This window comes from Acidisoma sibiricum, from assembly GCF_057837225.1.
This window is the reverse complement of sequence record NZ_CM174445.1, coordinates 2,579,646-2,605,204: the sequence shown is the minus strand read 5'-3', so window position 1 is coordinate 2,605,204 and position 25,559 is coordinate 2,579,646. Positions and strand designations below refer to the sequence as shown.

Sequence of the window (25,559 nt, the reverse complement as noted above, 5' to 3'; positions counted from 1 at the left end):
TGCGTCTGTTCAAAGGACAGTAGCGCCACCCAAATAAAATCGTTTCATACTCACCCCTATGTCCAAAGGCGCTGTCAATTCGATTTGACAATGGAATTTGTCATGCTTATGCTGACTTGATAGAGGAAATTAAACGCCAGACGTCAGTTTTGACTTTGCTTCGGCAACACCTAGAAATAAAACAAAATATAGGGAACTCGCCATGACGGGCATCGCCTCTTTTGAAATTCTGGCTCAGCCGATCGTTCCCGGCGTGCCGAACGTGCCCTATGTCCAACAGGGTTCTTTCTTTCAGATCACGAATATCGTAGCCAATCCACTGATCGTGAATCTGTACTACTACCCGTCACCCGCCTTCGTCGCCTCCAGCGGCGCAGTCAGCCTTTTCGTCAATTACATCGACAACAATGGAACGGTGACGCAAATTCCTGCCGCGACCTTCATCGCGCAGGGCGGAATTTTCAATATCTCCATTCCGCAACTGGCTACATTCATTTTTGGTGTGCAGTATATCATCACGCCCGGCCAATCCACCCAATTGGTGGGGTCCACGCCGCAGGACAGCCTTGCCACACGCGGCATCATCTTTCTCGACGCCAGCGCCGACCCGGTGATTTCGCCTGTGCCGACGATCCGGCAGGTCTTCAACAATTATGACACCGCCGGAAATCTTCTCGATATTTCGGAATCGGCCTATGCGGTTCCGTACGAGAAATATCCGTCATCCACCAATCTCCGTAAGTAATTGTTGCCATGGCAACAGATCCCCTCGCTCCCGTCCTGATGACGCTGGCGGGCCTGGCCTATGCCACGCCCGCCTATATCACGGCCCATCTCGCCGCCGGCCCGGTCGCCGGCGCGACCTGGACCCTGCTGTGGATGGCTGACGACGTCCCCGTTCCGGTCAATTTCGCCTATCTGGTGCGGGACGCTTCGGGCCGGCATGTCGTGGCTATCCGCGGCACCTATCCCAACCCGTTTTCCTCCGCCTATTGGGAGGATGCACAGCAGGACAGTCCCTTCGGCACCATGCAGCCATGGCCGGGTGCGCGTGTGCCGGATGCGAAGGTCTCGGCCGGGACCTGGGCGGGATTGCAGGGGCTGCTGGCGCTGTCGGGCGGCGGCCAGACGCTGTCATCCGTGCTGACCGGGCTCGGCGCCGTCGATCTCTATGTGACCGGTCACAGCCTGGGCGGCACGCTGGCGCCGGTACTGGGCCTATGGACCGCGAGCGCCAATCCGGCCCCCGCCCTCTCGGTCTATGCCTTTGCCGGGATGACACCGGGCAATACTGGCTTTGCCCAGGAATACGCGGATCAGGCGAGGCTTGCCGGCCGCACCTGGCGCTATAACAACACGCTGGATACCGTGCCTTACGGCTGGGACCGGGTGCTGGAGACGCTGTCCTTCTATCAGCCGAAGCCCCAGGGCGGGGTGGTGGTTCAGGCCCTGCAGCTGGGGATGGCGCTTCGGCTTGTGCCCTACGACTATGCCGCCGTCGGCGCGGAGGTGAAGCTCACGGGCGTGCTGTTCCCGCCCGCGGTCTCCGTCGATATCCTTGCTTATCTGATCGAGAATCTGTCCCAGCATTTGCCGGATACCTATCTGGCCCTGCTCGATGCGCCGGCCTTGCCCTTCGAGATCGGCTTCGGGCCCTTTATCCGCCAGCGGACGGAGGGCACCCTGTCCTCCGGCCTGACGGACCGCGTGACCGTGGATCTGTAGCCGGCCCGAAGCCGGTCAATCCCCGTGACCGGGCGTGGGCTGGGCCGTCGGCGGCTCAGCCGCGGGCGGCGCGGCCGCCGTCTTCCTGGAACCTCGCAGCCATTCATCGAAGCGCTGCAGCACGATGAAGAAGGACGGCACGAAGAGCACGGCCAGGCAGGTCGAGGCCGCCATGCCGCTGAAGACGGTGATGCCGATGGATTTGCGCGAATTGGCACCGGCGCCTGTCGCGAGGATCAGGGGCACCACGCCCAGCATGAAGGCGAAGGAGGTCATCAGGATCGGCCGGAAACGCGCGCGAGAGGCGTCGCGCGCGGCATCCAGAATGGACCGGCCGGCCATGCGATGCTCGCGCGCCACCTCCACGATCAGAATGGCGTTCTTGGCGGCGAGCGCGATGAGCAGCAGCAGACCGATCTGGACATAGAGGTTGTTATCGACCCCCAGCAGCCCGAGCACGAGACCGGGCCCGATCAACGCCAGCGGCACCGCCAGCAGCACGGCCACCGGCGTGACCCAGCTCTCATACTGGCCGCAGAGCACCAGATAGACGAGGACGAGCGCGAAGCCGAAGGCATAGATGATCTGCCCGCCGGCCGCCTTCTCCTGATAGGACATCGCCGTCCAGTCATAGCCGGTGCCGCGCGGCATGTTATGCACCGCGACCTGATCCATCAGGTCCAGCGCCTGTCCTGAACTGAAGCCGGGCGCATTGCTGCCGATGATCGTCGCCGCCGGATAGAGATTGTAGAGGCTGATGAGCGACGGGCCCACCGTCGGCTTGATCCGCACCAGCGTGCCGACGGGAATCATCAGCCCGTCCTGGCTTTTCACATAGAGATTGTTGAGCTGGTCGATCGTCAGCCGGTATTTGGAATCCGCCTGCGCATAAACCTGGAAGGTCAGGCCGAATTCATTGAACTGGTTGATGAAGGTCGAGCCGACATAGGAGGAGATGGTCGAGAAGACATCGCCCACATTCACATGCAGGGTTTCCGCCTTCACGCGGTCAATCACCACGTCATATTGCGGCACTTCGGCGCGGAAGGTGGTGAAGCCGCCGGAGATGCCGGTCTGACCGTTGGCGGTCGCGACGATGGTGCGCGCCACGCTCTGCAGCTTGGCATAGTCGTTGCTGCCGTCACGCTGTTCCAGCATCATGGTGAAGCCGCTGGCATTGCCGATGCCCTGGATGGCGGGCGGCGGCACCACGGTCAGCGCCGCGGATTGAACCCCGGCCAGCGCCTTCTTGAGATTCATGTACAACGGCAGCAGCGTCTCGCCCTTGCCGCGCTCGCTCCAGGGCTTGAGCATGATGTAGTCGACGCCGGCATTGGCAAGCTGGGCGCTGTTATCGAGCACCGATATGCCGCCGATGCCGATGACCTGCTGCACGCCGGGCACTTTCTGTGCCAGCGCGCCGACCTCTGCCACGACCTGCTGGGTGCGGCCGAGCGAGGCGCCGTCGGGCAACTGGATCGCGACGATGAGGTAGCCCTGATCCTCGATCGGCAGGAAGCCGGTGGGCAGACGCGCGATGCCCCAGAGGGCACCGCCGATCATGATCAGCGCGGCGATGACGGCAATGCCGGCATGATTGGTCATGCCGCGAATGATCCGGGCATAGCCGCCGGCGACCCGGTCATAGCCGCGGTTGAAGCCGCGGGCGAGAATGTTGCGCTGCTCCGGCGGTTTCGGCACGCGCAGGAACAGCGCGCATTGCGTGGGCGTCAGCGTGGTCGCGTTCATGGCCGAGATCAGGGCGGTCGCCGCGATCACCAGGGCGAACTGCGCATACATCTGTCCGGTCAGACCCGGCGTCAGCGAGGCCGGAATGAAGACCGACATCAGCACCAAAGTGATGCCGATGATGGGGCCGAACAGTTCCTTCATCGCCTGGATGGCGGCGGCCTGGCTGCCCAGCCCATGTTCCAGCTGCTGGGCGGAGCCTTCCACCACCACGATCGAATCATCGACGACGATGCCGATGGAGAGCACGATCGCGAAGAGGGTCGAGAGATTGATGGTGAAACCCAAAGCCGCCATGGCGGCGAAGGCGCCGATGACGGTGATGGGGATCGTGGTTGCCGGCACCAGCGTCGCCCGCCAATCCTGCAGGAAGACCAGGATGACGATCAGAACCAGCACGCCCGCTTCGATCAGCGTCTTGTAGACTTCATCGACGGAGGCAGTGACAAACAGCGTGGTGTCGAAGGGCACGCTATAGGTCAGACCCTGCGGAAAGCTTTTTGCGAGCGTCGCCATGGTATTGCGCACCTCGGTCGCGACCTGAAGCGCATTCGCACCGGGCTGCTGGTAGATGGCGATGCCGGCAGACGGATTATTGTCGAGCGTGAAGGTCTGGGCGTAGTTCTGCGCGCCCAGTTCGATCCGCGCGACATCCCGCACGCGCGTGATCAGCCCGCCCGTCCCCTGCCCGCTTTTGACGATGATATTGCCGAACTGTTCCGGCGTCGTCAGCAGGCCCTGGATATTGATCGTGTACTGGAAGGCCTGGTTGGCCGGTGCGGGCGGCGTGCCGGTCTGCCCGGCGGTGACCGCCTGGCTTTGGCTTTTCACCGCGTTGATGACATCCGTGGGCGTCAGGCCCCGCGCCTTGAGCGCGTTCGGATCAAGCCACAGACGCATGGCATAGGAGCCGGCGCCGAAGACCGCGACATTGCCGACGCCCGGCAGGCGGGCCAGCACATTGGTGATGTTGATGCCGGCATAGTTGCTCATATAGAGGCTGTCGTACTGCCCCGTCGGCGAGGTCAGCGTCACGATCTGCAGGATCGAGGTCGATTTCTGCTGCACGACGACGCCCTGCGCCTGCACCGAAGCCGGCAGCGACGCGAGTGCGGCGGAGACGCGGTTCTGCACCAGAACCTGGGCGAAGTTCAGGTCCGTGCCGATCTTGAAGGTCACCGTCAGCGTATAGGCGCCGCTGCTGGTGGAGGACGACTGCATGTACAGCATGTCCTGCACACCATTGACCTGCTGCTCGATCGGCAGGGCCACGGTATCGACCAGCGTCTTGGCGGAGGCGCCCGGATAGCTTGTCGTCACCTGCACGGTGGGCGGCACGACATTGGGATACTGCGCGATCGGCAGGCCGACCATGGCGACCAAGCCGATCAGCACCACGACGATGGAGAGGACGTTCGCGAGAACCGGCCTCTCGATAAAGAATTTCGAGAACATCCCCTGCGCCCCTTTACTGGGCGCTGTCGATGTCGGCGGGCGCGGTCAAGGCCGGGGCTGCCTGGGGCGACACCTTTTCGCCGGGGATCGCCCGCTGCAAGCCATTGACGACGATCTTGTCGGTGGGGGCCAGACCCTTGTCGACGACGGTGAGATCACCCGTCACCGTGCTGGTGGTGATGCTCTTTTCCTGCACCACGTTCTGATCGTCGACCGTCAGCACGTAGGAGCCGCCCTGGTCCGAGCCGATGGCAGTGGTGGGGACGAGGATCGCATTCTGGTCGGTGCCGGCGGGCACCTGCACGCGCACGAACATGCCGGGCAGCAAGGTGACATCGGTATTGGGCATCAGCGCACGGGCGGTGAGCGTGCCGGTATTGGCATCGACCGTTGGCGCCACGTAATCGAGCTGGCCGACATGAGGATAGCCGGTCTCGGTCTGCAGGCCGATGGCGATGGGAATATTGTGGACGTCGGCCAGCGTCTTGCCCATGGCCTGAAGGGCCGCGCGGATGCGCTGCACGACCGGTTCGCTGAGCGAGAAATACACGTAGATCGGCTTGAGCTGCACGATGGTGGAGAGCTTCGTCTTCTCTCCACCGGTGCCGACCATCTGGCCAACCGAGACGAGATGGGTCGAGACCAGCCCGTCGAAGGGCGCCTTCACCTGGGTATAGGAATAGTTGATGGCGGCCAGCTGCGTGCTGGCGATGGCATTGTCGAGATCGGCCTGGGCCGCATCCTGCTTGGCCTGGGCATTGTCGTAATCGGCCTGGGAATTCACGCCCTGCTGCCGCAGGGTTGCCTGCCGCTGAAAGGCCTGTTGCGCCTGCACCAGATTGGCCTGGGCCGCGGCCTGCTGCGCCTGGGCCTGCTGCAACTGGGCGAAATAGGGTGGCGGCTCGATGGTAAAGAGCGTCGTGCCGCTTTTGACCATGGCGCCGTCGGTGTAATTCTGGCTGTAGAGAAACCCTTGAATACGCGCAACGAGATCGACGGAGTTCAGCGCCTCGACCGTGCCGGTCGTTTCCAGATGGCGGCGCACGTCATGGACGAGCGGGGCTGCGACCGAGACCTCGGGCGGGGGCGGCGCCACATAGGTGTTGCTTTTCTTGCAGGCAGAAAGCCCTACGGCCAGCGCAAGGGCGGAGGCGGCAGCGCCCCGCTTAACAACACCGTTTAACATCATGATCTTATAACGATCTCATTCGAGGAATGGCGTCCGGCCTACCATCGCTTCTAGAGGCTTTGCGACGCCATCCGCAAGACGGATTCAAAGGCAGAACGATCGGTTTCCATCTTCTGCGCGCTTAAGTCATGGCCCTGACATAGGCGAAGGGGCGGCTGCCACCGGCAACCGCCCCTTCGCCCGTACCGGGTCAGCGACGTTTCGATCATTGCGCCACCGAACTTAGCGCAGGCGGAACTCAGTCATCCGCGTCTTCCTGCTCGACGCTCTCTGTCTCCGCGGCGCGGCCGGAAGCGGCCTTGCTGCCGCGCGATCCGATGATGGGCAGCCGGTTCTTCAGCTCCAGCAGACGGACGATGCGGCCGCCCATGCGAATAAGCTCCACCAGCTGCGTCGTTTCGAGCTTCTGGATATCGGCCGACCATTTGGTGATGAGTTCGAGCTGATCATGCATCTGCTGCATGCGCAGATAGGCATGCTCGTCATCGGGATTGGATCTCTCGGTGAGCAGCAGATCCCGCAGAACGGAGAGCGTCGGGTCAAGCTCGCGCTTGCGCCGCTCCTCGGCCAGAATGCGGACGATCTGCCAGACATCGTCGGGCGTCGAGAAATGCTCCCGACGGTCGCCCGGCAGATGCTGCAGGCGGACAAGCCGCCAGGATTGCAGCTCCTTCAGACCCATCGAGACATTGGAGCGGGAAAACCCGAGCGCCTCGGCGATTTCATCGGCCGGCAGCGGCCGGGCCGAGAGGAACAGCAAAGCGTAGATCTGGCCGACCGTCCGGTTGATGCCCCACCGGCTACCCATTTCGCCGAAATGCAGAACGAAAGCCTGAGTGACTGGAGAGAGGTCCAACTAACGCACTTTCAACATTGTCCGAGATCTACACCAATAGGGCAAAGCCCGGCTGGAACCAAAAACGGCGCGCGACCGGGATTAGATGACGTCAGCCGGGGCAAGGCGACAGGCGCCGGCGGCGTCAATTTCAATCTGCAGCGTGGCATGGCCGATGCGGAAGCGCCGCTGCAACTGCTCGCAGGCGCTGCGCAGGAAGCCGTCCCCCGGATGGGCGCCGGGGATGACCAGGTGGCCGGTCAGCGCCGTTTCCGTGGTGCTCATGGCCCAGATATGGAGGTCATGCACCTCGGCCACGCCCGGCAGCGTTTCCAGATAGCCGCGCACCGCCAGAGGATCGACGCCTTCCGGCACTGCATCCATGGACATGCCGACGGATTGCCGCAGCAGGCCCCAGGTGCCGACCACGATGACCACGGCGATGACGATGGAAATGGCCGGATCAAGCCGGTTCCAGCCGGTGAAGCTGATCACCAGGGCGGCCACGACGACGCCGACCGAGACCAGGGCATCGGCCAGCATATGCTGGAAGGCGCCCTTGATATTGAGGTCGTCCTTGGCGCCCGACATGAACAGAAAGGCGGTGAAGCCGTTGATGGCGATGCCGATGGCGGCCACGATCATGACTGTGACGCCGGCGACCGGCGACGGGCTGATCAGCCGCTGCACCGCTTCCAGCAGGATGGCGCCGGTAGCGACCAGCAGCAGCACCCCGTTGGTCAAGGCGGCCAGAATGGTGGAACGGCCCAGCCCATAGGTGAAGCGTGGGCTGGGCGGACGGCGGGCGAGCACGCTGGCCAGCCAGGCGGCGGCCAGGCCCAGCACATCCGTCAGATTATGCGCGCCATCGGCAATCAGCGCCATGGAATGGCCGAGAAGGCCATAGACCACCTCCGCCACGACAAAGCCGACATTGAGGACGATGCCGACCAGGAAAGCGGTGCCGAAATTCGCCGGGGCATGCACATGGCCGCCCGCGCCATGGGAATGCCCGGCATGGGCGTGCCCCTCATGCGCGTGACCGGCATGAGCCTCATGATCATGCCCGTCATTGTCATCGTCATCATGGTCGTTGTCGTGGTCGTGGTCGTGGTCGTGGTCGTGGTGGTCGTGACCGCCCGTGCCGTGCATCATGCTCATCATTCAGCTCCCATGAGGCGCAAACGCCATGCTGTCCCTTGCGCGAACGCTGTGTCTTGCCCAAAAGACCGGCACGATGAGAAGTCCGATGCCATGTTGAAGCTGCGCGTGATTCCCTGCCTGGACGTCAAAGACGGGCGGGTGGTGAAAGGTGTCAATTTCGTCTCTCTCCGCGACGCCGGCGACCCTGTCGAGCAGGCGGCGCTTTATGATGCCGCCGGGGCGGACGAGCTTACATTTCTGGATATTACCGCAAGCCACGAAAATCGCGATACGATCCTCGATGTTGTTTCCAAAACCGCCGAGCGGATTTTTCTGCCCCTGACGGTGGGCGGCGGCATCCGCTCCACCGCCGATATGCGGCGGCTGCTGCTGGCCGGCGCCGATAAATGCAGCATCAACTCGGCCGCCATCTCCCGTCCCGACCTGGTGTCGGAGGCAGCCGAAAAATTCGGCAATCAATGCGTCGTGGTCGCCGTCGATGCGCGCACGGCCGGCCCCGGCCGCTGGGAGGTCTATAGCCATGGCGGGCGCACGCCCACGGGGCTGGACGCCGTCGCCTGGTGCCAGCGCATGGCGATCATGGGCGCAGGAGAGATCCTGCTGACCAGCATGGACCGCGACGGTACCGGCCGCGGCTTTGACCTGGACCTGCTGCGGGCCGTCTGCAGTTCCGTCACGATCCCGGTCGTCGCCTCAGGCGGCGTCGGCAGCCTGCATCATTTCGTGGAAGGCGCGCAGGCCGGCGCCACCGGCCTGCTGGCCGCCAGCGTGTTCCATTTCGGCCAGTTCAAGATCGCCGAGGTCAAACAGGCTTTGGCCGATGCGCAATTGCCCGTCCGCCTACCCCGCCTGCCCCAAGGAATGTGACGCATGGCTAAATCCACCAAGCTTGGCGCCCTGGCCCGCAAGGCCAAGAGCGAGAAGCCGAAGGCTGCCAAGAAAACCAGTGTCAAGAAGGCCGCCGTTAAGAAGGCGGCCGTCAAGACGGCCGCGCCCAAGCCGCCGCCGGTCGCGGGCCGGGATGCGGCGGTGCTCGACCGGCTGTGGGCGACGATCGACAGCCGGCGTGACGCCGATCCGGCGGCCAGCCATTCGGCCCGGCTGATGTCGCGCGGCACCGCCAAAATCGCCCAGAAGTTCGGCGAGGAGGCGGTGGAATGCCTGATCGAGGCGGTGCGCGGCGACAGCAAAGCCGCGCTTATCGCCGAGAGTGCGGACGTGCTGTATCATCTGCTGGTTCTCTGGGTTGATGCCGATGTCCGCCCGGATGAGGTCTGGGCCGAACTCACCCGGCGCGAAGGCGTCAGCGGCATTGCCGAAAAAGCCTCCCGTCTGCGCGCGTTGCGCGTGTCCCAAGCTGTGGAGACAAAGAAAATCCCATGACCCTGACCCGTTTTTCGGTCCCGCACCTGTCCACCGTCACCCGCCACCTGGCCGGCGTGGCCCATGGCCGCGTCGCGCCTGACCTTGTCATCCGCGATGCGCGCATCCTCTCGACCTATTCCGAGCGGATCATTCCCAATCGTGAAATCTGGGTCTCTCAGGGGCGCATCGCCGCGGTAAAGCCTGCCGGCAGCTGGCGTGGCGAAGGTGCCGCGCTTTATGACGCCGCGGGCGGCATTCTGGCCCCCGGCCTCGTCGACAGCCATGTGCATATCGAGAGCAGTCTGCTCACGGCCTGCGCCTTCGCCGAGGCCGCGCTGCTGAACGGCGTGACTACGATTTTCTGCGACAGCCATGAGATCGGCAATGTCCTGGACCGCGACGGCGTCGAATGGATGCTGGAAGATGCCCGCGCCGCGCCGCTGAATATTTTCCTGACGGTGCCGAGCACGGTGCCGGCGACCTCGCCCGAATTCGAGACCGCGGGGGGCGATCTGACGCCCGAGAAGATCGGCGCCATTTTCGATGCCTGGCCGGAAGCCGCCGCCCTTGGCGAGAAGATGGATTTCGTCCATGTCGTGATGGGCGATGCGCGCAGCCATGCCATCATCGCCGAAGCCCTGAAGCGCGGCCGGCCGGTCAGCGGCCATTGCTATGGCCGCGAATTCGTCGCCGCCTATGCCGCGAGTGGCATCACCGACACGCATGAAGCGATCGACCGGGACATTGCCAATGACTTCCTGGAGGCCGGCATCTGGGTGTTTTTGCGCGGCGGGCCGCCGACCACACCCTGGCATTCCCTGCCCCAGGCCATCAAGGCGGTGACGGAACTGGGTGCTTCGGCCAAGCGCGTCTGCATCTGCACCGATGACCGCGAGGCGGATGATCTCGCCCTGTTCGGCCTCGACTGGGTCGCGCGCGAGGCCGTGCGCGCCGGTGTTTCTCGCGAAGTCGCCTGGTCGATGGGCTCGCTGCATGGCGCCACGCGCTACGGGATGGACAGCGAGTTCGGCGCGCTGGGCCATAGCCGCCGCGCCGATATCGTGCTGCTGAATGACGCGCTGGAGCCGCAGAGCACCTGGTATGGCGGTGTCCTGGCCGTCGATCAGCGCCGCATCACCCCAGAACTCGAAGCCCAGCTGGAGAGTGAGCGCTACGTCTATCCGAAGCGCGCCTATGAGACTGTGACCGTGCCGGACGGGCTGACGCTCACGCCGGCGCTGCCGACCACACCCGTCATCGTCAATACGGTGAAGACGGAGCTGCCGGGCATCATCCTCATCCATGAGCAGGTCCAGCTTGACCCCGCCGATGGCGATTGGAACGCGCAGCTCGACAAGCACGGCCTCTGCTTCACCGCGGTGATCGAACGCCATGGAAAATCGGCCGGCAATGTCGGCCTTGGCCTGCTCAAGGATTTCGGTCTCAAAAGCGGTGCGGTCGCCAGCAGCATCGGGCATGACGCGCATAACATCATCGTCGCCGGCCGCACCGAGGCCGATATGCAGGTGGCGCTGGCCGCTGTGCGCGAGAGCCAGGGCGGGCTGGTGGTGGTGAAAGACGGCCAGGTGGTCGCAAAAGTCGATCTGCCGGTCGCCGGGCTGCTGTCGGACAAGCGGGTCGGTGTCGTCGCGGAAGAAGCCGCCGCCCTGAAGGCGGCCTGGGCCGATCTCGGCTGCACCCTGCCCTTCATGGGTTTTAATCTCGTACCGCTGGCCGTGATCCCGGAAATCAGACTCACGGACAAGGGGCTTGTCACGGTGCCCGGCATGGAAATTCTGCCGCTCTTCCAGCCCATCACGGCCGGCGCGAATATCTGAAGGGAGTTTTCACCTGGCTGCGCGAGCGCCGCTCGGCTTTGCTCCTGATTCCCTCGGCCGTGGTGCCGGAGGAACAGAACATTCTCATCAATCCGCTGCACCAGAACAGCCGCACCATCACGGCGACGAAGCAGCGCCGCTGGCTGTATGACCCGCGCGTCAGACGACCGGCGCCTTAGGGTCTCTCAGACTTTGACTGAAACAGTTACCCCGTCATGCCCACCAAAGTGGGCATCTTCTTGGAGGTAGCAGGCGATCCCGCCCGGAATGGCGCCGCGCCGTCAGAAGATACCCGCTTGCGCGGGTATGACGGTGTGATTCTGACCGAAACTGACACACTCTAAAGAAGAGAGCCTTGGGCGGCGCCCTTGCGCAGGCGGGGTTTGGACGGAGGCCTGCCCGCACCGCCGGCGCCGGCTGTGACATCGACCGCGCCATCGGCGAAGCGCAGGCTGAGCGCATCGCCCTCAGCCACGCCCGCCGCCCGCGTCACCGGATGCCCTGCCTGATCCGAGACGAGCACGAAGCCACGTTCGAGCACGGATTTGTAGGAGACCGAATCGAGCCGTGCCGCGAAACCTTCGAGTCGGGCACGCGCCTCGCGCTGGCCCGAGAACACGGGCGCCGGAGAGAGACGCGCGCTGATCCGCGCCTCGGCCTGGCGCAGAAGCGCGATGCGATGCCGCAAGCCGGTGGGCAGCCCTTGGACAGAGAGCGCCAGCGCATTTCGGCGCAGGGAGAGCAACTGCGGCAGGCCGAGGGAGAGGCGTCGCCCTTCCTCCACCAGACGGGCGCGCAGCCCGTCCAGCCAGACCTTGGGATGAGGCAGCCGCTCAGCCGCGTGCCGCCATTCGGCCCGGCGCAGGCGGAGCAGGCTGTCGGGCGCCAGCGCCAGACGTTCCGCGCGATCATCCAGCCGTATCCGCGCCTGGCCGAGCAGGCCGGCAATGTCGGGCAGGCCGCGGCCCGCACCGGTGACGCGCAGCCGGCCTTCCGCCATCAGCCGCGCGATGGCGGCCGTGAGCCGCCCACCTTTCTGGGTCACGTCGGCGATCAGTTCCAGCCGCGACGGTACCGCCATTTCGGCGGCGGCGGTCGGTGTCGGCGCCCGGCGGTCAGAGACGAAATCGATCAGCGTGGTGTCCGTCTCATGGCCCACGGCCGAAATCAGCGGGATGGTGCAATCGGCCACGGCGCGCAGCACGGCTTCATCGTTGAAGGCCATGAGGTCTTCCAGACTGCCGCCGCCGCGCGCGATAATGAGCACGTCCGGCCGCGGCACCGGTCCGTCCGCCGGCATGGCCGAAAAGCCGCGGATGGCGGCGGCGATCTTCTCGGCCGAGCCCTCGCCCTGGACGGCCACCGGCCAGAGCAGGAGGTCACGGGGAAAGCGCCGCGCGATGGTGGTGCGGATATCCTGCAGCACCGCGCCCTGGGGACTGGTGACGAGGCCGACCAGGCGCGGCAGCACCGGGATGGGGCGCTTGCGCGACTCGGCGAAGAGCCCCTCCTCGGCGAGGTGCACCCGCAGCATCTCGATCTTGGCGAGCAGCGCGCCGGCGCCCGCGAATTCCATCTTCTCGACGATGAGCTGGTAGGAGGAGCGCTCGCCATAGGCGGTGACGCGGCCGGTGGCGATGACCTCAATCCCGTTCTCGGGCACCAGGCCGAGGCGGGAGACGGCCGACTTCCAGACGATGCCGGCGATCTTGCCCTGTTCGTCCTTGAGCGAAAAATAGATATGGCCGGAGGGGTAGCGCTTCATCTCCGTCACCTCCCCCCGCACCCGCACGCGGCTGAAGGCGCCCTCCAGCGTGCGCTTCACGGCAGAAGAGATTTCACTGACCGAATATTCGGGGATATTCGAGGGAGCGGGAGCGTCTAGCGTGTCGGTCATGGTCACAGACTATGCTAGAGCCGCCCAGGTTTGAAGCAGTGGCGGAGTAGGGCGATGCGCGTCTTGGTAGTGGGGTCTGGCGGACGGGAGCATGCGCTGGTGCGCGCCATCGCGAAAAGCCCGCTGGTGACTGAGCTTTTCTGTGCGCCGGGCAATCCCGGCATCGCCAAGCTCGCCAAACTCGTTCCGATCGCGGTGACTGAAATTGAGGCGCTTGCCCGTTTCGCGGCCAGTAACGCCATCGACCTCGTGGTGCCCGGGCCGGAAGCGCCGCTGGTCGCCGGTCTTTGGGACCGGCTGCATGAGCAGGGCATCCGTTGCGCGGGACCGAGCCAGGCCGCTGCCCAATTGGAAGGCAGCAAGCAGTTTACCAAGGAAGTGGCGGATGCCGCCGGCATCCCGACCGCGCGCTGGGAAGCCTTCACCGATACCCATGCCGCACTCGATTTCATCCAGCGGCGCGGTGCGCCGATCGTGGTGAAGGCCGATGGACTGGCGGCCGGCAAGGGCGTTGTTGTCGCCCAGACCGTGGCCGAAGCCGAGGAAGCGGTCATCGCCTGCCTGCGCGAGGGCACATTCGGGGCGGCCGGCGCCCGCGTGGTGATCGAAGAATTCCTGGAAGGCCCTGAAGTCTCGGTCTTCGCGCTATGCGACGGCGAGAACGCCATCTTCCTGGGTGCCGCGCGCGACCATAAGCGCGTCGGCGACGGCGATACCGGCCCCAATACCGGCGGCATGGGGGCGATCGCGCCGCCGCCCGGCTTTACGCATGAGCTGCGCGATCAGGTGATGGCGCATATTATCCGTCCGACCCTGACAGAGATGGCGCATCGCGGCACGCCCTTCCGCGGCGTGCTGTTTGCCGGTCTGATGCTGACGGCGGATGGCCCCAAGCTGATCGAATATAATGTGCGCTTCGGCGACCCCGAGGCGGAGACCCTGCTGCCGCTGCTGGACAGTGACATCGTGCCAGCCCTGCTCGCCGTCTGCGACGGCGGCATTGCGGACGTCGCCCCGCGCTGGCGGCCGGAGGCTTCGGTCTCCATCGTCATGGCGGCGCGCGGCTATCCCGGTGACTATCTGCGCGGCACGGTGATCCAGGGTCTGGACACGGCTGCCGCCGACCCGGAAGTGACCATCTTTCACGCCGGCACCACGGCAGAGGACGGGCAGGTTCTGGCGAATGGCGGCCGCGTGCTGGTGATCAACGCAACGGCCCCCACCCTCGCCGCAGCAAGAAGCCGGGCTTATCAAACAGTTGATGCGATCGACTGGCCGGAGGGTTTTTGCCGCCGCGATATCGGCGCGCACTTCACCTGATCCGCGCGGCCGGGGCGCCGCTCGCATAAATCGCGTTTTCGGTGGCAAAGCACTTGCATTGCGTCGCTCGGCCATGAAAACTGATCACATTGCAACCGGGAGACTTCTCTCAAATGCCCTCTGAAGTGCTGAGTGACGCGCCCGCGGCGATCACACCCGCAATCCGGCCAGTCCCATCGCGCCATTTGATTGAAGTGATCGGAGTCGAGAAGGTCTTTGGCGACCCCGCCACCGGTCATCGGGCTCTGGAGGCGATCAATGTTCTGATCGAAGAAAAGGAATTCTTCACGCTGCTGGGCCCGTCAGGCTGCGGCAAGACGACGCTGCTGCGCATGCTGGCCGGGTTTGAACATCCGACGACCGGCGAAATTCGCCTCCATGGCAAGGATGTCGCCAATCTGCCGCCGCGCGAGCGGCCGGTGAACATGGTCTTCCAGAACTACGCGCTGTTTCCGCATTTGACGGTATCCCAGAACGTCGCCTTCGGGTTGGAGATGCTGCGCTGGAAAAAGGCCGATATCACGGCGCGCGTGCAGGAGACTTTGTCCCTGGTGAAGCTTGGGCATTTCGCCAACCGCAAGCCCGCGCAGCTCTCGGGCGGCCAGCAGCAGCGCGTCGCACTCGCCCGCGCGCTGGCCCCGCGCCCGCAAGTGCTGCTGCTGGATGAACCGCTTTCGGCGCTTGATCTCAAGCTGCGCAAGGAGATGCAGTTCGAGCTGAAGCGCCTGCAGCGCGAGACCGGCATCACCTTCATTCTGGTGACGCATGATCAGGAAGAAGCGCTGGCCATGTCTGACCGCATCGCGGTCATGAATACCGGCCGCATTCAGCAGATCGGCACGCCGGAAGACATCTACGATCATCCGACCAATCGTTTCGTCGCCGACTTCATCGGCGAAGCCAATCTCATTCCCGGTGCCACGCTGGGCCGGCGTGCGGATGCCATCATCGCCATTCGCCCCGAGCGGATCGAAATGGCCGCGCCCGGCGTCACGCCCCGCATCAGCGGCATCGTCGACAACGCGACCTTCCTCGGCTCGGACACGCTGATGGAGGTCACGATACCGGACGGCAGCCGGCTGCGCGCGCGCATCCGCGGTGCGGCGAAACTGCCCCATGGCACGGAGGTCGGCCTCGTCTGGGAAACGGGGGCTGAACGCGAGCTGCTGGATTGATGCCATCATGCTGAACAAACGCTCCGCCTATTGGCTGATCTTTCCCGCGGTCTTCGTCATCGGCATATTCGGTGCCATTCCGCTTCTCATCTCCCTCGTTTATTCCTTCCTGTCTGCCAATCCGTACGGCGGCGTGGCGATGCCCCCCACCTTCGGCGCCTATGTGCAGATGCTGTTCGATCAGGACTTCGACGGCAGCCTGATCTTCATGCCGGATTATTTCTGGATCGCCTTCCGCTCGCTCTATCTTGCGCTGGCAACGACGATCCTCAGCCTCGTCATCGGCTTTCCGGTGGCCTGGTATATCGTCTGCCAGTCACCGGGGCGCCGCAAAATACTGTTGACGCTGGTGTCGCTGCCGTTCTGGATCAATACCCTGATCCGCACCTATTGCTGGATTCTCATTCTGCGCGACGAGGGTCTGGCCAATAAGCTGTTCGGCTGGCTGGGGTTTATCGCCCACCCGCTGCCGCTGCTGTATAACCAGGGTTCCGTGCTGCTCGGTCTGGTCTATACCTTCCTGCCCTTCATGGTGCTGCCGATCTACGCGACGCTGGAACGGCTTGATCCGCGTCTGATCGAAGCCGCCTATGATCTCTATTCCAACCGCTATCAGCTGTTCCGTCGGGTCATCTGGCCGCTGACCAAGCCCGGCATCGCCGCCGGCACCGTGCTGGTCTTCGCACCCGCCCTTGGCTCCTTCCTGCAGCCCGACCTGCTGGGCGGCGGCAAGCAGCTTCTCATCGGCAGCCTGATCGAGATGCAGTTCACCTCATCCCGCAACTGGCCCTTCGGCGCCGCGCTGTCGATGCTGGTGACCTTCGCGGTCATTCTGTCCCTCGCCTGGCAACGCTGGCGATCCAAACGCGCGGCAGCGGCACAGGCGGCATGACGATGGCACCGACAATGCAAACAGCGACCATGCCGACCGCCGCACGCCGCAAGATCCGCCCCTTCGACTGGCGGCATAACCCCGGCTTCGGCATCTTCAGCCTGGCCGTGATGGCCTTCCTCTATCTCCCGCTCGTCATTCTTGTGGTCTATTCCTTCAACGCCAATCGCTTCGTCACCGTCTGGACCGGGTTCAGCCTGCATTGGTTCTCCCGCGTCGCCAATAACGGCGATATCCGCCATGCGGCCTATGTCTCCGTACTGGTGGGTGTGCTGGCGACGATCTGTTCGACCGCGATCGCGATCGCGGCGGCGCTGGGTTTCGAGCGCGGCGGCCGCTTCAAGGGCGAGGCGGCGGCGACCAGTCTGGTCATGATGCCCCTGGTGGTGCCGGAAATCGTCACCGCCATCACGACGCTGATTTTCTTTTCGTCGATCGGCTTTCATTATGGCGTGCTCAATCTGGTGCTCGCCCATACGGTCTTCTGCATTCCCTTCGCCATGCTACCCATCCAGGCGCGGCTGAGTGCAGTGGGCACGGCGTACGAAGATGCCGGACGGGACCTTTATGGAAACGAATGGCGGATATTTCTGCGCATCACCCTGCCGCTGATGGTGCCGGGCATCATGGCCGGTGCCATTCTGGCCTTCGTGACCTCGCTGGATGACTTTCTGATCAGCTTCATGGTGAGCAGCGCCGGTACGACCACCCTGCCCGTCTATGTCTATGGCATGATGCGGCTGGGCGTGACGCCAGAGGTGAATGCGATTTCGACCATCCTGCTGGTGATTTCAGGGGCGCTTGCCCTTGTGGCCTTCGTCATCAGCCGGCCGAACGAGGCGGGGGCCGCAGCCGGCGGCACCGCCGCTGCGACCACACCGGCCACGGCTACGACCTGAACCCCCACCTTCCATACCGGAGGAAGTTTCAATGAGCCTCAAGACTGCCCTGATGGCCTTTGGCCTGGGTGCCGCCGCTGTTGCGGCCGCCCCCCTGGCCCAGCCGGCCCATGCCGCCGATGCGGGGGTTCTGCATATCTTTAACTGGACGGATTACACCGCCCCGGATCTGCTCAAGAAGTTCACCGCCGAAACCGGCATCAAGGTGACGCTCGATACCTATGATTCGAACGAGACCCTGCTCGCCAAGCTGAAGGCCGGCACCACGGGCTACGATCTGGTCGTCGTCTCCGATGACTTCGTGAAGATCTTCGTCAATCAGAACCTGCTGGAGAAGGTTGATGCCTCCTCCATGCCGAACTTCAAGAATCTGGAGCCGCGCTGGCAGAAGCGCGACTGGGACCCGAGTGCGGACTATACGGTGCCGTGGCAGTGGGGCACGACGTCCTTCACCTATGACACCAAGGTCTATCCGCAGCCGGTCGACAGCCTCGGCACCCTGTTCCGGCCGCCGGCGGTCTTCAAAGGCCAGGTCGGCATGTTCGGCTCGCCGAGCGAGGTCATCAATCTCGCCCTGCTGTATCTCGGCCATCCGCCTTGCGACACCGATCCGGCCGATCTGAAAGAGACGCTGGCGCTGCTGCAGGCACAGAAGCCTTTCGTGAAGCTGTACAATTCGGACGGCATCATCGACCGCCTGACGGCGGGCGAAGTGACGATGAGCGAGCAGTGGTCGGGTGACGCGATGCGCGCCCGCCAGGCCAAGGCGAGCCTGCACTATGTCTATGCCAAGGAAGGTGGCGCAGGCTGGATGGACAACCTCGCCATCCCGGTTGGCGCCCCCGACGTGGATAACGCCAAGAAGTTCATCAACTTCATGATGGACCCGCAGAATGCCGCGATCGAAAGCAATTTCGCGGGCTATCAGAACGGCGTTGCCGGCTCCAACAAGTATCTGCAGCCGGCCATGGCAACCGCGCCGGAATTCAATCCGCCGGCGGATTACAAGATCGTCTTCTCGCCGGGCTGCGACGCCAAGGCGACGAAGGACTTCGACCGCATCTGGACGCTGATCCGTAAATAACCGACAACTCCCCCCAAGCCACGCTTGGGGGGAGTCTTTCCATGGACGTCATCTATTCGCCTGATCACGCTCTGCACCAAAGCCCCGGCGAACTGAATTCCGGCGAATTTGTCCCCGCCTTTGAAAAGCCTGAACGCGCCCACATCATTCTGGACCGCGCCCGCGCGGTGGGTCTCGGCCCGATCCTGGCGCCTGATCATTTCCCCGACGACGCGCTGACCCGCATCCACGATCCGCGCATGGTGGACCTGCTGCGCCACGGTTATGCGGAATGGGAGAAGCTCGGCCGCACGGGTGGCGCCTTTCCCTTCACCTTCTTCACCCGCGGCTTCCGCACCGACCGCGTGCCCGAGACACTGGAAGGCCGCCTCGCCTGGTTCTGCTTCGATGCCGGCACGCCGCTGATGGCGACGAGCTGGCAGGCGATCCGAAGCTCGGCAGATGTCGCGCTGACCGGTGCTGCGGCGATCGTCGCCGGTGCCCGCTCGGTCTTCTCGCTGTGCCGCCCGCCAGGGCACCATGCGGGGTCCGACCATTACGGCGGCTATTGCTTCCTCAACAATGCCGCGATTGCGGCCCAGCACCTGCTGGACCAAGGCGCCAAGCGCGTCGCCATTCTTGACGTCGACTACCATCACGGCAACGGCACGCAGCAGATTTTCTATCAGCGCAGCGACGTGCTGCTGGTGAATATTCATGCGACGCCGGACCAGGAATATCCCTATCTCCTCGGCTTCGCGGATGAGCCGGGGGCGGGTGCGGGAGAAGGCTTCAACCTCAACCTGCCGCTGCCCTGGGGCACGGATTGGCCGGAGTGGAGTGCGGCGCTGGAAACCGGCTGCCGGCGCGTGGCCGATTACGCACCCGACGTGCTGCTGGTCTCTCTCGGCGTCGATACCTACAAGAACGATCCGATTTCCCAGTTCAAGCTGGACCATGAGCATTTCACGCGCATGGGCGAGCGCATCGCGGCCCTTGGCCTGCCGACGCTGTTCGTCATGGAAGGCGGCTATGCGGTGGCCGAGATCGGCATCAATGCCGTGAATGTTCTGACCGGCTTCGAGGGACGCTGACCGCCCCTGATGCAAGACAAGCGGCGCCCCATCCGGCTGATCGAGCTATGGCGCATTCCAGCGGCGATTGCGCTGGTCCTCTGCGCCATTGCCGCGCGTCTGGCTTTGGGTGCGATCGTCCCGCATGCGGTCAGTGGCGGCAATGCGCTGAGCACGCTCGAAGCCGCCATGGTGATCTGCGGACCGGGCAGCCCGCAGACGCCCTTGGCGCCCCGGCCGGCCCCCCGCGGGCCATCTTTCGACGACCAGCTTCTGCTCGATATCGCCGAAGCCGCCATGGTGCTGCCACCGGTGGGCGTTGCCCTGCCGCCGGCCCCCGTCCTGATTTCGGACGATCAGGGCTCCGCCCTCTGGCGCGTCCTGGCGCCGCGCCCGCCGCACCACATCCGGCCTGCGCCGCGCGCGCCGCCGCGGGCGACATAAGCGCGCGAGCCTGCGCGCCTCTGTTCCACCGTCCATCCGTAAGACTGATGCGCTGCGCGCCCGCAAAGGACGCGCCTCTAGAGGGGTTTACCCATGTTTACACGTATGCTCACGACAGCCTCGCTGCTGTCCCTGCTCGCTTCCGGTGCGGCCTTCGCCCATGCCTATCCGCAGCATGAATCCCCGGCCAAGGGTGCGACCGTCACCACGGCGCCGACCACGCTTTGGATTGAATTCGACGACGAATTGGAACCGGCCTTTACCGGCGTAACGGTGCTGGATGCCAAAGGCGCGCGGGTTGATGACGGCAATGCCACCGTCTCCAAGACCGACGTCCATCACCTCAGCGTCGGGCTGAAGCCGCTTGCGGCCGGCACCTACACCGTGAAGTGGCATGCGACGGATACGGACACGCATAAGACCCACGGCAGCTACACCTTCACGGTCGCCGGCTAAGCGGCAGAGACAGGCCGATGCCCCCTTTCGATCTCTCGGATAGCGGCGGCATCGGCCTGGTTGCACTGCGCGGGATCGTCGATATCGCCGTGCTGACGGTCTTCGGCACGGCGGCCCTGCGCCTGCTGGTTCTGCCCGCGGCCCTGGCGCCGCTGGCGGAGGCGGACGCCGCTTTTTTGTCCCGGCGGCTGCGGCGTAGTCTGCAGGCCCTGGCCGTCGCGACGATCGCGATCCTGGGACTGTGGCTGGTCGGCGTTGCGCAGTCGCTGTCCGGCGCCGCGGACTGGCCCAGTCTGCTGAGCGCGATCGGCACCGTGCTGGGCGGCACTGCCTTCGGCACCGCCGTGCTGGGCCAGGTCAGCACGCTGGCGATCCTTGCCACCGTGCTGCTGCAGACGGGGATTTTCGCGGAACTGATGGCGGGACTGGCGGCCACGGCGCTGATCGCGCTTCAAGCCAGCCATGGCCATGCCGTGAGCATGGGCAGCACCGGCCTGTATCTGGTAAACGTGCTGCATCTGATGGCGGCAGGCGCCTGGATCGGCAGCCTGCCGGCAATCCTCTGGCTGGCGTGGCGGTTGCCGCCAGCGGCCGTCGCCGCGTTGCTGCGCGCCTTTTCGCCGCTCGGGCAGGTCTGCGTGCTGCTGATCGCGGTGACGGCGATGCTGCAGGGTTTAGCGATGATCCAGACCCTGCATAGCCTGTTCACGACCGCCTATGGTTGGACCGCGATGCTGAAACTGCTGCTGTTCGCGGCATTGCTTGTTCTGGCGGCGGTCAATCGCTGGCTATGGACGCCCCGCCTGGCGCGGGATGGCCATGACAGTGCTACCCGCCGGGGATTGCTTGTCACTCTGGGCATCGAAATCGGCGCGGGCCTGGGCGTGCTGCTGGCAGCCGGACTGCTGGCGAGCCTGCCGCCCGTGATGGCGATGTAGGCCGCTACCGCCGCTCGCGGAAGAAATCCCGCAGCAGGCCAGCACATTCCGTCTCGCGCAGGCCGCCGATGACCTCAGGCGCATGGTGGCAGGAGCTTGCGGCGAAGATGCGGGCGCCATGCTCGACCCCGCCGCCCTTCGGGTCATAGGCGCCGAAGACGAGTTTGCGCACGCGGAAGGCGCTGATCGCCGCCGCGCACATGGGACAGGGTTCCAGCGTCACCACCAGCGTGCAATCGGGCAGCCGGGGGGAGCCGCGGAGACGGGCGGCCTCCCGCAGCGCCAGGATCTCGGCATGGGCGGAGGCGTCCTGCGTGGCTTCCGTGCGGTTGCCGGCCGCGGCGATAACCGCGCCGGAGGCATCGAGCACCACGGCACCGACCGGCACCTCGCCGCGCGCTCCAGCCGCGCGGGCTTCGTCCAAGGCCAGGTCCATCGGCGTTTTGGTCAGGGTCATGCGGCTTGATGCCTCCTGGCAGGCGCATGCGTCCAGTGGACCGGAAGGCGCATCTCATGCCATCAGCACATTATGGCAATACGACCCGACAAACCGAAGCCCAGTACCCTTCAACGTCCGCTGAGCCACGCGATCATGGATCTGCACCGCGCCCTGATCCAGGCCGAGGCGCGTGCTTACGGCCTGGATACCAGTCCCTATAAGCTGCTGCAGTCCGTGATGAGCGATGAGCGCTTCGCCTGGCTGCGGGCCTTCAGCGACCTCATTGTCGCGATGGATGAGGCCGGCGACCGCGGCGAACTGTCTGACGTGACCGCCCTCGCCCCCTATCTGGAGACGCTGCACGGCCTGGTGGCACCGACGAGCGAGGCCGGCCGGCGCGTGGCCACCCTCTCGGCCGATGCGCCGGACGTGCAGGCAGCCCAGGACAAGCTGGTGCATGTTCTGGCGGGCTTCAGCCAATGATCGGTGAGCCGCGCCGGCCGCTGGTCGGCATTACGCTGGATAGCGAGGAGCCGGGCGGCTGGTCCCGCTATCCCTGGTATGCGCTGCGCCAGAATTACGCTTCCGCCGTAGCGGCGGCCGGCGGCCTGCCGGTCGCTTTGCCGCATGACCCGGAGCTGACGGACGAATGGCTGGACCGGCTGGATGCCGTGGTGGTGACGGGTGGCGCCTTCGACATCGACCCGTCGATGTATGGCGAGACCGATACGCATGAGACGGTGACGCTGAAGCAAGGCCGCACGGCCGCGGAACTCTCTCTGCTGCGCGGCGCGCTGGCGCGCAATCTGCCGGTTTTGGGCATTTGCGGCGGCGAGCAGCTGCTGGCCGTGGCGCTGGGCGGCACGCTGATCCAGCATATCCCGGACAGCATCCCCGACGCCCTGGCGCATGAGCAGAAGACGCAGCATGACGAGCCCGGCCATAGCGTCGCGGTGACGCCGGGCAGTCTGCTGGCGCGCATCACCGGCGGCGCCGCGATGCTGGTCAATACCTCCCACCATCAGGCGGTGCGGACGGCCGGACCCGGCGTGGTGGTGAATGCGGTGGCCCCGGACGGCGTCATCGAAGGCATCGAAGACCCGCGCTACCGCTTTTGCCTGGGCGTGCAGTGGCACCCGGAATTCCATACCGATCCGGGCGACGCCCGCATCTTTTCAGCCCTGATCGAGGCCTGCCGATGACCGAGATAGAAACCGGCGCCGAGGCGGACGAGGACGCCGCCCGCGGCGAGCGCATCGCCAAATGGGCGGCGCGCGCGGGGGTGGCCTCCCGCCGCGATATCGAACGCATGATCGCGGAAGGCCGCATCAAGCTGAACGGCCGCTCGGTCGAGCATCCGGCGACCTTCGTGACCGACGGCGATGTCGTGCAGGTCGATGGCAAGGTCGTGGATGCGCCGGCACGCACGCGCCTGTTCCGCTATCACAAGCCCGCCGGGCTGGTGACGACGCATAAGGACCCGGAAGGCCGGCCAACCGTTTTCGAGAAGCTGCCGCCGGGGCTGCCGCGGCTGATCTCGGTCGGGCGGCTCGATCTCAATTCCGAGGGGCTGCTGCTGCTGACCAATGACGGCGAGCTTGCGCGCAAGCTGGAGCGGCCGGAAAACGGCTGGGTGCGGCGCTATCGCGTGCGCGTCAACGGCTGGGTGGATGAGAAGGCGCTGGCGGCGCTATCGCAGGGTGTGACCATCGAGGGCATGCGCTATGGCGCGATCGAGGCCGGGCTGGACAGCCGCAAGGGCGACAATAGCTGGCTATCCATCAGCCTGAAGGAAGGCCGCAACCGGGAAGTCCGCCGCGTCATGGCGCATCTGGGCCTCGAGACCTCGCGCCTGATCCGCATTGCCTATGGGCCCTTTCAGCTCGGCGTACTGCCCAAGCGTGCGGCCGAGGAAGTGCCGGGCAAGATCCTGAAAGAGCAGATGCCGAAGGCCGGCGAGCCCGCGAAACCGGCCGCGCCGCGCCGCCGGGGATGAGGGGTTGAGGATCATTGCCGGGCGGCTGCGCGGACGCAGGCTCACCGCACCGTTAGGCGACGGCACCCGCCCGACCAGTGACCGCGCGCGCCAGGCTTTGTTCGACATGCTGATGCATAGTCCCTGGGCTGAGGGCAGCCTGCGCGACGCGCATGTGCTGGATGTCTTCGCCGGCACCGGCGCCCTGGGGCTGGAAGCGCTGTCGCGCGGTGCCTCGCGGGTGACCTTCATCGAAAACGGCAAGCCGGCGGTCGCCGCTTTGCGGGCCAATATCGCCGCCTGCAAGGCCGAGGACGGCGCGACCGTTATCGTGGCCGATGCGCGGAAAGCCCCGCGGGGTCAGCCCGCGAGCGTTGTCTTTTTAGACCCGCCCTATGGTCTGGGTCTTGTGCCCGCCGCTCTCACCGCGCTCGCCGCATCAGGATGGATCGCGCCCGGCGCGCTGATCGTCGCGGAAGTCGGTGCAGACGAGCCGCCCCCGGTCGAAGCCGATCTGCTTGCCGACCGGAGTTTCGGCGCGGCCAGGGTGTGCGTGTGGCGGTGGTGATGGCCAATATCCGTCATTGACGGATATGCGTCACTGACGTAGTTTCGCCTATGATCTTCGAGTGGGATCAAGCGAAGAGCGACAGGAATCTGGCCGAGCGCGGGCTACCCTTCGATCTGGCCATGGCGATGTTCGATGGTCCGACCTTGGAGATGGTCGACGCGCGACGGGATTATGGCGAACAGCGTGTCAAAGCGATCGGTGCGGTCAGAGGTCTTTGCCTCGTCTGTGTCTATACCGATCGTCAGGAGTGTCGCCGGATCATCAGTTTGAGACTGGCAAATCGGAGGGAGAGAGATGGCTATCGTGCGGCGCCAGCGGGCTGAGGTCGATCTCGACACGATTGATTGGACCAAGCTGCGGCAAACGACAGATGCCGAGATTGCTGTTCAGATCGCGCAGGATGGGGACACAGCTTTTACTGATGCGGAGCTGGCTCAGGCGCAGCTGGTGCATCCTGGCGATGCGGCGCGCGAGGTGCGCGGCCTGCGGGAACGTCTGGGCCTCAGTCAGGCAGAGTTCGCCCGGCGTTTCGGTTTCAGTGTCGATACGATCCGCAACTATGAACAAGGGCATCGTCAGCCCACAGGCCCCGCACGCGTGTTGTTGCGCGTGATCGCGGCCGAGCCTGAAGCGGTCACGCGCGCGCTGGCACGCTAAGTCTTCAGTTTGACGCCTTAGCGCGCCGTGATTGCCTTTACACCATCAGGTTTTCGACCGGCACCCGGAGTACACGGGCGATGGCGGTCATGGCGGCGAGACTTCCGGGCTTTTTGCCCGTCTCACTCTCGGCCAGACAGCTCGGACTGATCCCTGCTGCTTCCGCCAGGGCTCGCTGAGTTAGCCCTGCGCGCTCACGCCGGATCGTACTGGGCGAAACACCATCGAGCATTCTGGGCGCTTCCGGGCCGGTATGGTTGAGGTGGCGGACCTCATCCATGCCGATGCTTTCAACAAAGGCTTTGGAACTTCGCCACCGATGCCAGATCATCGGAGGCTTCGACAAAGCTCTGCCACTCGTGACGGTCAAGGGTGACGGTGCTGTCATCGGCAGCGATGATCTTCGGGCGCGTCAGACCGGCGTTCATTCGTAAATGTCC

The 25,559-nt window shown here is 64.8% G+C and carries 29 protein-coding genes; 21 read left to right on the top strand and 8 right to left on the bottom strand.

Going from position 1 to position 25,559, the window contains the following annotated elements; genetic code table 11:
- Positions 1 to 202 precede the first annotated feature (202 nt).
- The gene (locus AC3G7M_RS12415) at positions 203 to 745 is read left to right on the top strand and encodes a hypothetical protein (RefSeq protein WP_489212324.1); all 543 of its coding nucleotides are present in this window, start codon (positions 203 to 205) and stop codon (positions 743 to 745) included.
- An 8-nt stretch (positions 746 to 753) separates the two neighbouring features.
- Complete coding sequence (locus tag AC3G7M_RS12410) at positions 754 to 1,725, top strand: lipase family protein (RefSeq protein ID WP_489212322.1); 972 nt, start codon at positions 754 to 756, stop codon at positions 1,723 to 1,725.
- A 15-nt stretch (positions 1,726 to 1,740) separates the two neighbouring features.
- On the opposite strand, the gene AC3G7M_RS12405 is transcribed toward AC3G7M_RS12410, so the two are convergent.
- From AC3G7M_RS12405 to AC3G7M_RS12390, 4 genes are all read right to left on the bottom strand, one after another.
- Positions 1,741 to 4,929 (bottom strand): efflux RND transporter permease subunit, encoded by a 3,189-nt coding sequence (locus AC3G7M_RS12405; protein WP_489212321.1) that lies wholly within the window; start codon positions 4,927 to 4,929, stop codon positions 1,741 to 1,743.
- 13 nt (positions 4,930 to 4,942) lie between these two features.
- Positions 4,943 to 6,025: an efflux RND transporter periplasmic adaptor subunit gene (locus AC3G7M_RS12400; RefSeq protein ID WP_489212320.1), complete on the bottom strand. Its 1,083-nt coding sequence runs from the start codon at positions 6,023 to 6,025 to the stop codon at positions 4,943 to 4,945.
- A gap of 331 nt (positions 6,026 to 6,356) precedes the next feature.
- A complete protein-coding gene (locus tag AC3G7M_RS12395) occupies positions 6,357 to 6,974 on the bottom strand; it encodes a GbsR/MarR family transcriptional regulator (protein ID WP_489212318.1) in 618 nt (205 codons plus the stop codon).
- A gap of 81 nt (positions 6,975 to 7,055) precedes the next feature.
- Positions 7,056 to 8,117 (bottom strand): cation diffusion facilitator family transporter, encoded by a 1,062-nt coding sequence (locus AC3G7M_RS12390; RefSeq protein WP_489212317.1) that lies wholly within the window; start codon positions 8,115 to 8,117, stop codon positions 7,056 to 7,058.
- 90 nt (positions 8,118 to 8,207) lie between these two features.
- Between AC3G7M_RS12390 and hisF the strand changes: the two genes are divergently transcribed.
- Genes hisF through AC3G7M_RS12370 form a run of 4 tightly spaced genes read left to right on the top strand, consistent with a single transcriptional unit; the run spans position 8,208 to position 11,499 of the window.
- Complete coding sequence (hisF, locus tag AC3G7M_RS12385) at positions 8,208 to 8,984, top strand: imidazole glycerol phosphate synthase subunit HisF (protein ID WP_489212316.1); 777 nt, start codon at positions 8,208 to 8,210, stop codon at positions 8,982 to 8,984.
- A gap of 3 nt (positions 8,985 to 8,987) precedes the next feature.
- On the top strand, positions 8,988 to 9,500 hold the full coding sequence (locus AC3G7M_RS12380) for a phosphoribosyl-ATP diphosphatase (RefSeq protein ID WP_489212314.1): 513 nt from the start codon (positions 8,988 to 8,990) through the stop codon (positions 9,498 to 9,500).
- Positions 9,497 to 11,320 (top strand): adenine deaminase, encoded by a 1,824-nt coding sequence (locus AC3G7M_RS12375; protein WP_489212313.1) that lies wholly within the window; start codon positions 9,497 to 9,499, stop codon positions 11,318 to 11,320. The genes AC3G7M_RS12380 and AC3G7M_RS12375 overlap by 4 nt, the downstream gene beginning before the upstream one ends.
- A 38-nt stretch (positions 11,321 to 11,358) precedes the next feature.
- Positions 11,359 to 11,499: a hypothetical protein gene (locus AC3G7M_RS12370; RefSeq protein ID WP_489212311.1), complete on the top strand. Its 141-nt coding sequence runs from the start codon at positions 11,359 to 11,361 to the stop codon at positions 11,497 to 11,499.
- A gap of 161 nt (positions 11,500 to 11,660) precedes the next feature.
- Here the strand turns inward: AC3G7M_RS12370 and xseA are convergent, their stop codons facing one another.
- Complete coding sequence (xseA, locus tag AC3G7M_RS12365) at positions 11,661 to 13,217, bottom strand: exodeoxyribonuclease VII large subunit (RefSeq protein WP_489212310.1); 1,557 nt, start codon at positions 13,215 to 13,217, stop codon at positions 11,661 to 11,663.
- A 54-nt stretch (positions 13,218 to 13,271) separates the two neighbouring features.
- Between xseA and purD the strand changes: the two genes are divergently transcribed.
- The 9 genes from purD to AC3G7M_RS12320 all read left to right on the top strand — a co-directional run bounded on the left by purD (position 13,272) and on the right by AC3G7M_RS12320 (position 21,477).
- Positions 13,272 to 14,537, top strand: coding sequence for a phosphoribosylamine--glycine ligase (purD, locus tag AC3G7M_RS12360; protein ID WP_489212308.1), 1,266 nt, complete (start codon positions 13,272 to 13,274; stop codon positions 14,535 to 14,537).
- A 113-nt stretch (positions 14,538 to 14,650) separates the two neighbouring features.
- On the top strand, positions 14,651 to 15,712 hold the full coding sequence (locus AC3G7M_RS12355; protein ID WP_489212307.1) for an ABC transporter ATP-binding protein: 1,062 nt from the start codon (positions 14,651 to 14,653) through the stop codon (positions 15,710 to 15,712).
- 7 nt (positions 15,713 to 15,719) lie between these two features.
- Complete coding sequence (locus AC3G7M_RS12350; RefSeq protein WP_489212306.1) at positions 15,720 to 16,604, top strand: ABC transporter permease; 885 nt, start codon at positions 15,720 to 15,722, stop codon at positions 16,602 to 16,604.
- Between the two features lie 14 nt (positions 16,605 to 16,618).
- Complete coding sequence (locus AC3G7M_RS12345) at positions 16,619 to 17,503, top strand: ABC transporter permease (protein ID WP_489212305.1); 885 nt, start codon at positions 16,619 to 16,621, stop codon at positions 17,501 to 17,503.
- Positions 17,504 to 17,534: 31 nt separating this feature from the next.
- The gene (locus tag AC3G7M_RS12340) at positions 17,535 to 18,587 is read left to right on the top strand and encodes an extracellular solute-binding protein (protein ID WP_489212304.1); all 1,053 of its coding nucleotides are present in this window, start codon (positions 17,535 to 17,537) and stop codon (positions 18,585 to 18,587) included.
- 41 nt (positions 18,588 to 18,628) lie between these two features.
- Positions 18,629 to 19,660, top strand: a complete 1,032-nt coding sequence (locus AC3G7M_RS12335; protein WP_489212303.1) for a histone deacetylase family protein — start codon at positions 18,629 to 18,631, stop codon at positions 19,658 to 19,660.
- Between the two features lie 9 nt (positions 19,661 to 19,669).
- Positions 19,670 to 20,083: a hypothetical protein gene (locus tag AC3G7M_RS12330; protein WP_489212302.1), complete on the top strand. Its 414-nt coding sequence runs from the start codon at positions 19,670 to 19,672 to the stop codon at positions 20,081 to 20,083.
- A 93-nt stretch (positions 20,084 to 20,176) separates the two neighbouring features.
- Positions 20,177 to 20,539, top strand: coding sequence for a copper resistance CopC family protein (locus tag AC3G7M_RS12325; protein WP_489212301.1), 363 nt, complete (start codon positions 20,177 to 20,179; stop codon positions 20,537 to 20,539).
- A 17-nt stretch (positions 20,540 to 20,556) separates the two neighbouring features.
- The gene (locus AC3G7M_RS12320; protein ID WP_489212300.1) at positions 20,557 to 21,477 is read left to right on the top strand and encodes a CopD family protein; all 921 of its coding nucleotides are present in this window, start codon (positions 20,557 to 20,559) and stop codon (positions 21,475 to 21,477) included.
- Between the two features lie 4 nt (positions 21,478 to 21,481).
- Here the strand turns inward: AC3G7M_RS12320 and AC3G7M_RS12315 are convergent, their stop codons facing one another.
- Complete coding sequence (locus tag AC3G7M_RS12315; protein ID WP_489212299.1) at positions 21,482 to 21,934, bottom strand: nucleoside deaminase; 453 nt, start codon at positions 21,932 to 21,934, stop codon at positions 21,482 to 21,484.
- A 135-nt stretch (positions 21,935 to 22,069) separates the two neighbouring features.
- Here AC3G7M_RS12315 and AC3G7M_RS12310 point away from each other — a divergent pair, with 135 nt between their 5' ends.
- The 6 genes from AC3G7M_RS12310 to AC3G7M_RS12285 are packed head-to-tail and all read left to right on the top strand — an operon-like array spanning position 22,070 to position 25,119.
- Positions 22,070 to 22,399: a hypothetical protein gene (locus tag AC3G7M_RS12310; protein WP_489212298.1), complete on the top strand. Its 330-nt coding sequence runs from the start codon at positions 22,070 to 22,072 to the stop codon at positions 22,397 to 22,399.
- Positions 22,396 to 23,118, top strand: a complete 723-nt coding sequence (locus AC3G7M_RS12305; RefSeq protein WP_489212297.1) for a gamma-glutamyl-gamma-aminobutyrate hydrolase family protein — start codon at positions 22,396 to 22,398, stop codon at positions 23,116 to 23,118. The genes AC3G7M_RS12310 and AC3G7M_RS12305 overlap by 4 nt, the downstream gene beginning before the upstream one ends.
- Positions 23,115 to 23,912, top strand: coding sequence for a pseudouridine synthase (locus AC3G7M_RS12300; RefSeq protein ID WP_489212296.1), 798 nt, complete (start codon positions 23,115 to 23,117; stop codon positions 23,910 to 23,912). Before AC3G7M_RS12305 ends, AC3G7M_RS12300 begins: the two co-directional genes overlap by 4 nt.
- 4 nt (positions 23,913 to 23,916) lie before the next feature.
- Complete coding sequence (rsmD, locus tag AC3G7M_RS12295; protein WP_489212295.1) at positions 23,917 to 24,459, top strand: 16S rRNA (guanine(966)-N(2))-methyltransferase RsmD; 543 nt, start codon at positions 23,917 to 23,919, stop codon at positions 24,457 to 24,459.
- A gap of 50 nt (positions 24,460 to 24,509) precedes the next feature.
- Positions 24,510 to 24,785, top strand: coding sequence for a BrnT family toxin (locus tag AC3G7M_RS12290; protein WP_489212294.1), 276 nt, complete (start codon positions 24,510 to 24,512; stop codon positions 24,783 to 24,785).
- Positions 24,757 to 25,119 carry a helix-turn-helix domain-containing protein gene (locus AC3G7M_RS12285; RefSeq protein ID WP_489212292.1) on the top strand — a complete coding sequence of 121 codons (363 nt, stop codon included), beginning with the start codon at positions 24,757 to 24,759 and terminating at the stop codon, positions 25,117 to 25,119. Before AC3G7M_RS12290 ends, AC3G7M_RS12285 begins: the two co-directional genes overlap by 29 nt.
- A gap of 37 nt (positions 25,120 to 25,156) precedes the next feature.
- Here AC3G7M_RS12285 and AC3G7M_RS12280 read toward each other — a convergent pair whose 3' ends face one another.
- The gene (locus tag AC3G7M_RS12280; protein ID WP_489212291.1) at positions 25,157 to 25,399 is read right to left on the bottom strand and encodes a helix-turn-helix domain-containing protein; all 243 of its coding nucleotides are present in this window, start codon (positions 25,397 to 25,399) and stop codon (positions 25,157 to 25,159) included.
- A 10-nt stretch (positions 25,400 to 25,409) separates the two neighbouring features.
- Positions 25,410 to 25,547, bottom strand: coding sequence for a hypothetical protein (locus tag AC3G7M_RS12275; protein WP_489212289.1), 138 nt, complete (start codon positions 25,545 to 25,547; stop codon positions 25,410 to 25,412).
- Between the last annotated feature and the right edge of the window lie 12 nt (positions 25,548 to 25,559).

What these genes read in the sequence shown, in the direction of transcription:
- AC3G7M_RS12415 (WP_489212324.1), top strand. Translation starts at nt 203, where the DNA reads ATGACGGGCATCGCCTCTTTTGAAATTCTGGCTCAGCCGATCGTTCCC.
- AC3G7M_RS12410 (WP_489212322.1), top strand. Translation starts at nt 754, where the DNA reads ATGGCAACAGATCCCCTCGCTCCCGTCCTGATGACGCTGGCGGGCCTG.
- AC3G7M_RS12405 (WP_489212321.1), bottom strand. Translation starts at nt 4,929, where the DNA reads ATGTTCTCGAAATTCTTTATCGAGAGGCCGGTTCTCGCGAACGTCCTC.
- AC3G7M_RS12390 (WP_489212317.1), bottom strand. Translation starts at nt 8,117, where the DNA reads ATGATGAGCATGATGCACGGCACGGGCGGTCACGACCACCACGACCAC.
- hisF (WP_489212316.1), top strand. Translation starts at nt 8,208, where the DNA reads ATGTTGAAGCTGCGCGTGATTCCCTGCCTGGACGTCAAAGACGGGCGG.
- AC3G7M_RS12380 (WP_489212314.1), top strand. Translation starts at nt 8,988, where the DNA reads ATGGCTAAATCCACCAAGCTTGGCGCCCTGGCCCGCAAGGCCAAGAGC.
- AC3G7M_RS12375 (WP_489212313.1), top strand. Translation starts at nt 9,497, where the DNA reads ATGACCCTGACCCGTTTTTCGGTCCCGCACCTGTCCACCGTCACCCGC.
- xseA (WP_489212310.1), bottom strand. Translation starts at nt 13,217, where the DNA reads ATGACCGACACGCTAGACGCTCCCGCTCCCTCGAATATCCCCGAATAT.
- purD (WP_489212308.1), top strand. Translation starts at nt 13,272, where the DNA reads ATGCGCGTCTTGGTAGTGGGGTCTGGCGGACGGGAGCATGCGCTGGTG.
- AC3G7M_RS12355 (WP_489212307.1), top strand. Translation starts at nt 14,651, where the DNA reads ATGCCCTCTGAAGTGCTGAGTGACGCGCCCGCGGCGATCACACCCGCA.
- AC3G7M_RS12350 (WP_489212306.1), top strand. Translation starts at nt 15,720, where the DNA reads ATGCTGAACAAACGCTCCGCCTATTGGCTGATCTTTCCCGCGGTCTTC.
- AC3G7M_RS12345 (WP_489212305.1), top strand. Translation starts at nt 16,619, where the DNA reads ATGCAAACAGCGACCATGCCGACCGCCGCACGCCGCAAGATCCGCCCC.
- AC3G7M_RS12340 (WP_489212304.1), top strand. Translation starts at nt 17,535, where the DNA reads ATGAGCCTCAAGACTGCCCTGATGGCCTTTGGCCTGGGTGCCGCCGCT.
- AC3G7M_RS12335 (WP_489212303.1), top strand. Translation starts at nt 18,629, where the DNA reads ATGGACGTCATCTATTCGCCTGATCACGCTCTGCACCAAAGCCCCGGC.
- AC3G7M_RS12330 (WP_489212302.1), top strand. Translation starts at nt 19,670, where the DNA reads ATGCAAGACAAGCGGCGCCCCATCCGGCTGATCGAGCTATGGCGCATT.
- AC3G7M_RS12325 (WP_489212301.1), top strand. Translation starts at nt 20,177, where the DNA reads ATGTTTACACGTATGCTCACGACAGCCTCGCTGCTGTCCCTGCTCGCT.
- AC3G7M_RS12320 (WP_489212300.1), top strand. Translation starts at nt 20,557, where the DNA reads ATGCCCCCTTTCGATCTCTCGGATAGCGGCGGCATCGGCCTGGTTGCA.
- AC3G7M_RS12315 (WP_489212299.1), bottom strand. Translation starts at nt 21,934, where the DNA reads ATGACCCTGACCAAAACGCCGATGGACCTGGCCTTGGACGAAGCCCGC.
- AC3G7M_RS12310 (WP_489212298.1), top strand. Translation starts at nt 22,070, where the DNA reads ATGGATCTGCACCGCGCCCTGATCCAGGCCGAGGCGCGTGCTTACGGC.
- AC3G7M_RS12305 (WP_489212297.1), top strand. Translation starts at nt 22,396, where the DNA reads ATGATCGGTGAGCCGCGCCGGCCGCTGGTCGGCATTACGCTGGATAGC.
- AC3G7M_RS12300 (WP_489212296.1), top strand. Translation starts at nt 23,115, where the DNA reads ATGACCGAGATAGAAACCGGCGCCGAGGCGGACGAGGACGCCGCCCGC.
- AC3G7M_RS12290 (WP_489212294.1), top strand. Translation starts at nt 24,510, where the DNA reads ATGATCTTCGAGTGGGATCAAGCGAAGAGCGACAGGAATCTGGCCGAG.
- AC3G7M_RS12285 (WP_489212292.1), top strand. Translation starts at nt 24,757, where the DNA reads ATGGCTATCGTGCGGCGCCAGCGGGCTGAGGTCGATCTCGACACGATT.
- AC3G7M_RS12280 (WP_489212291.1), bottom strand. Translation starts at nt 25,399, where the DNA reads ATGGATGAGGTCCGCCACCTCAACCATACCGGCCCGGAAGCGCCCAGA.
- AC3G7M_RS12275 (WP_489212289.1), bottom strand. Translation starts at nt 25,547, where the DNA reads ATGAACGCCGGTCTGACGCGCCCGAAGATCATCGCTGCCGATGACAGC.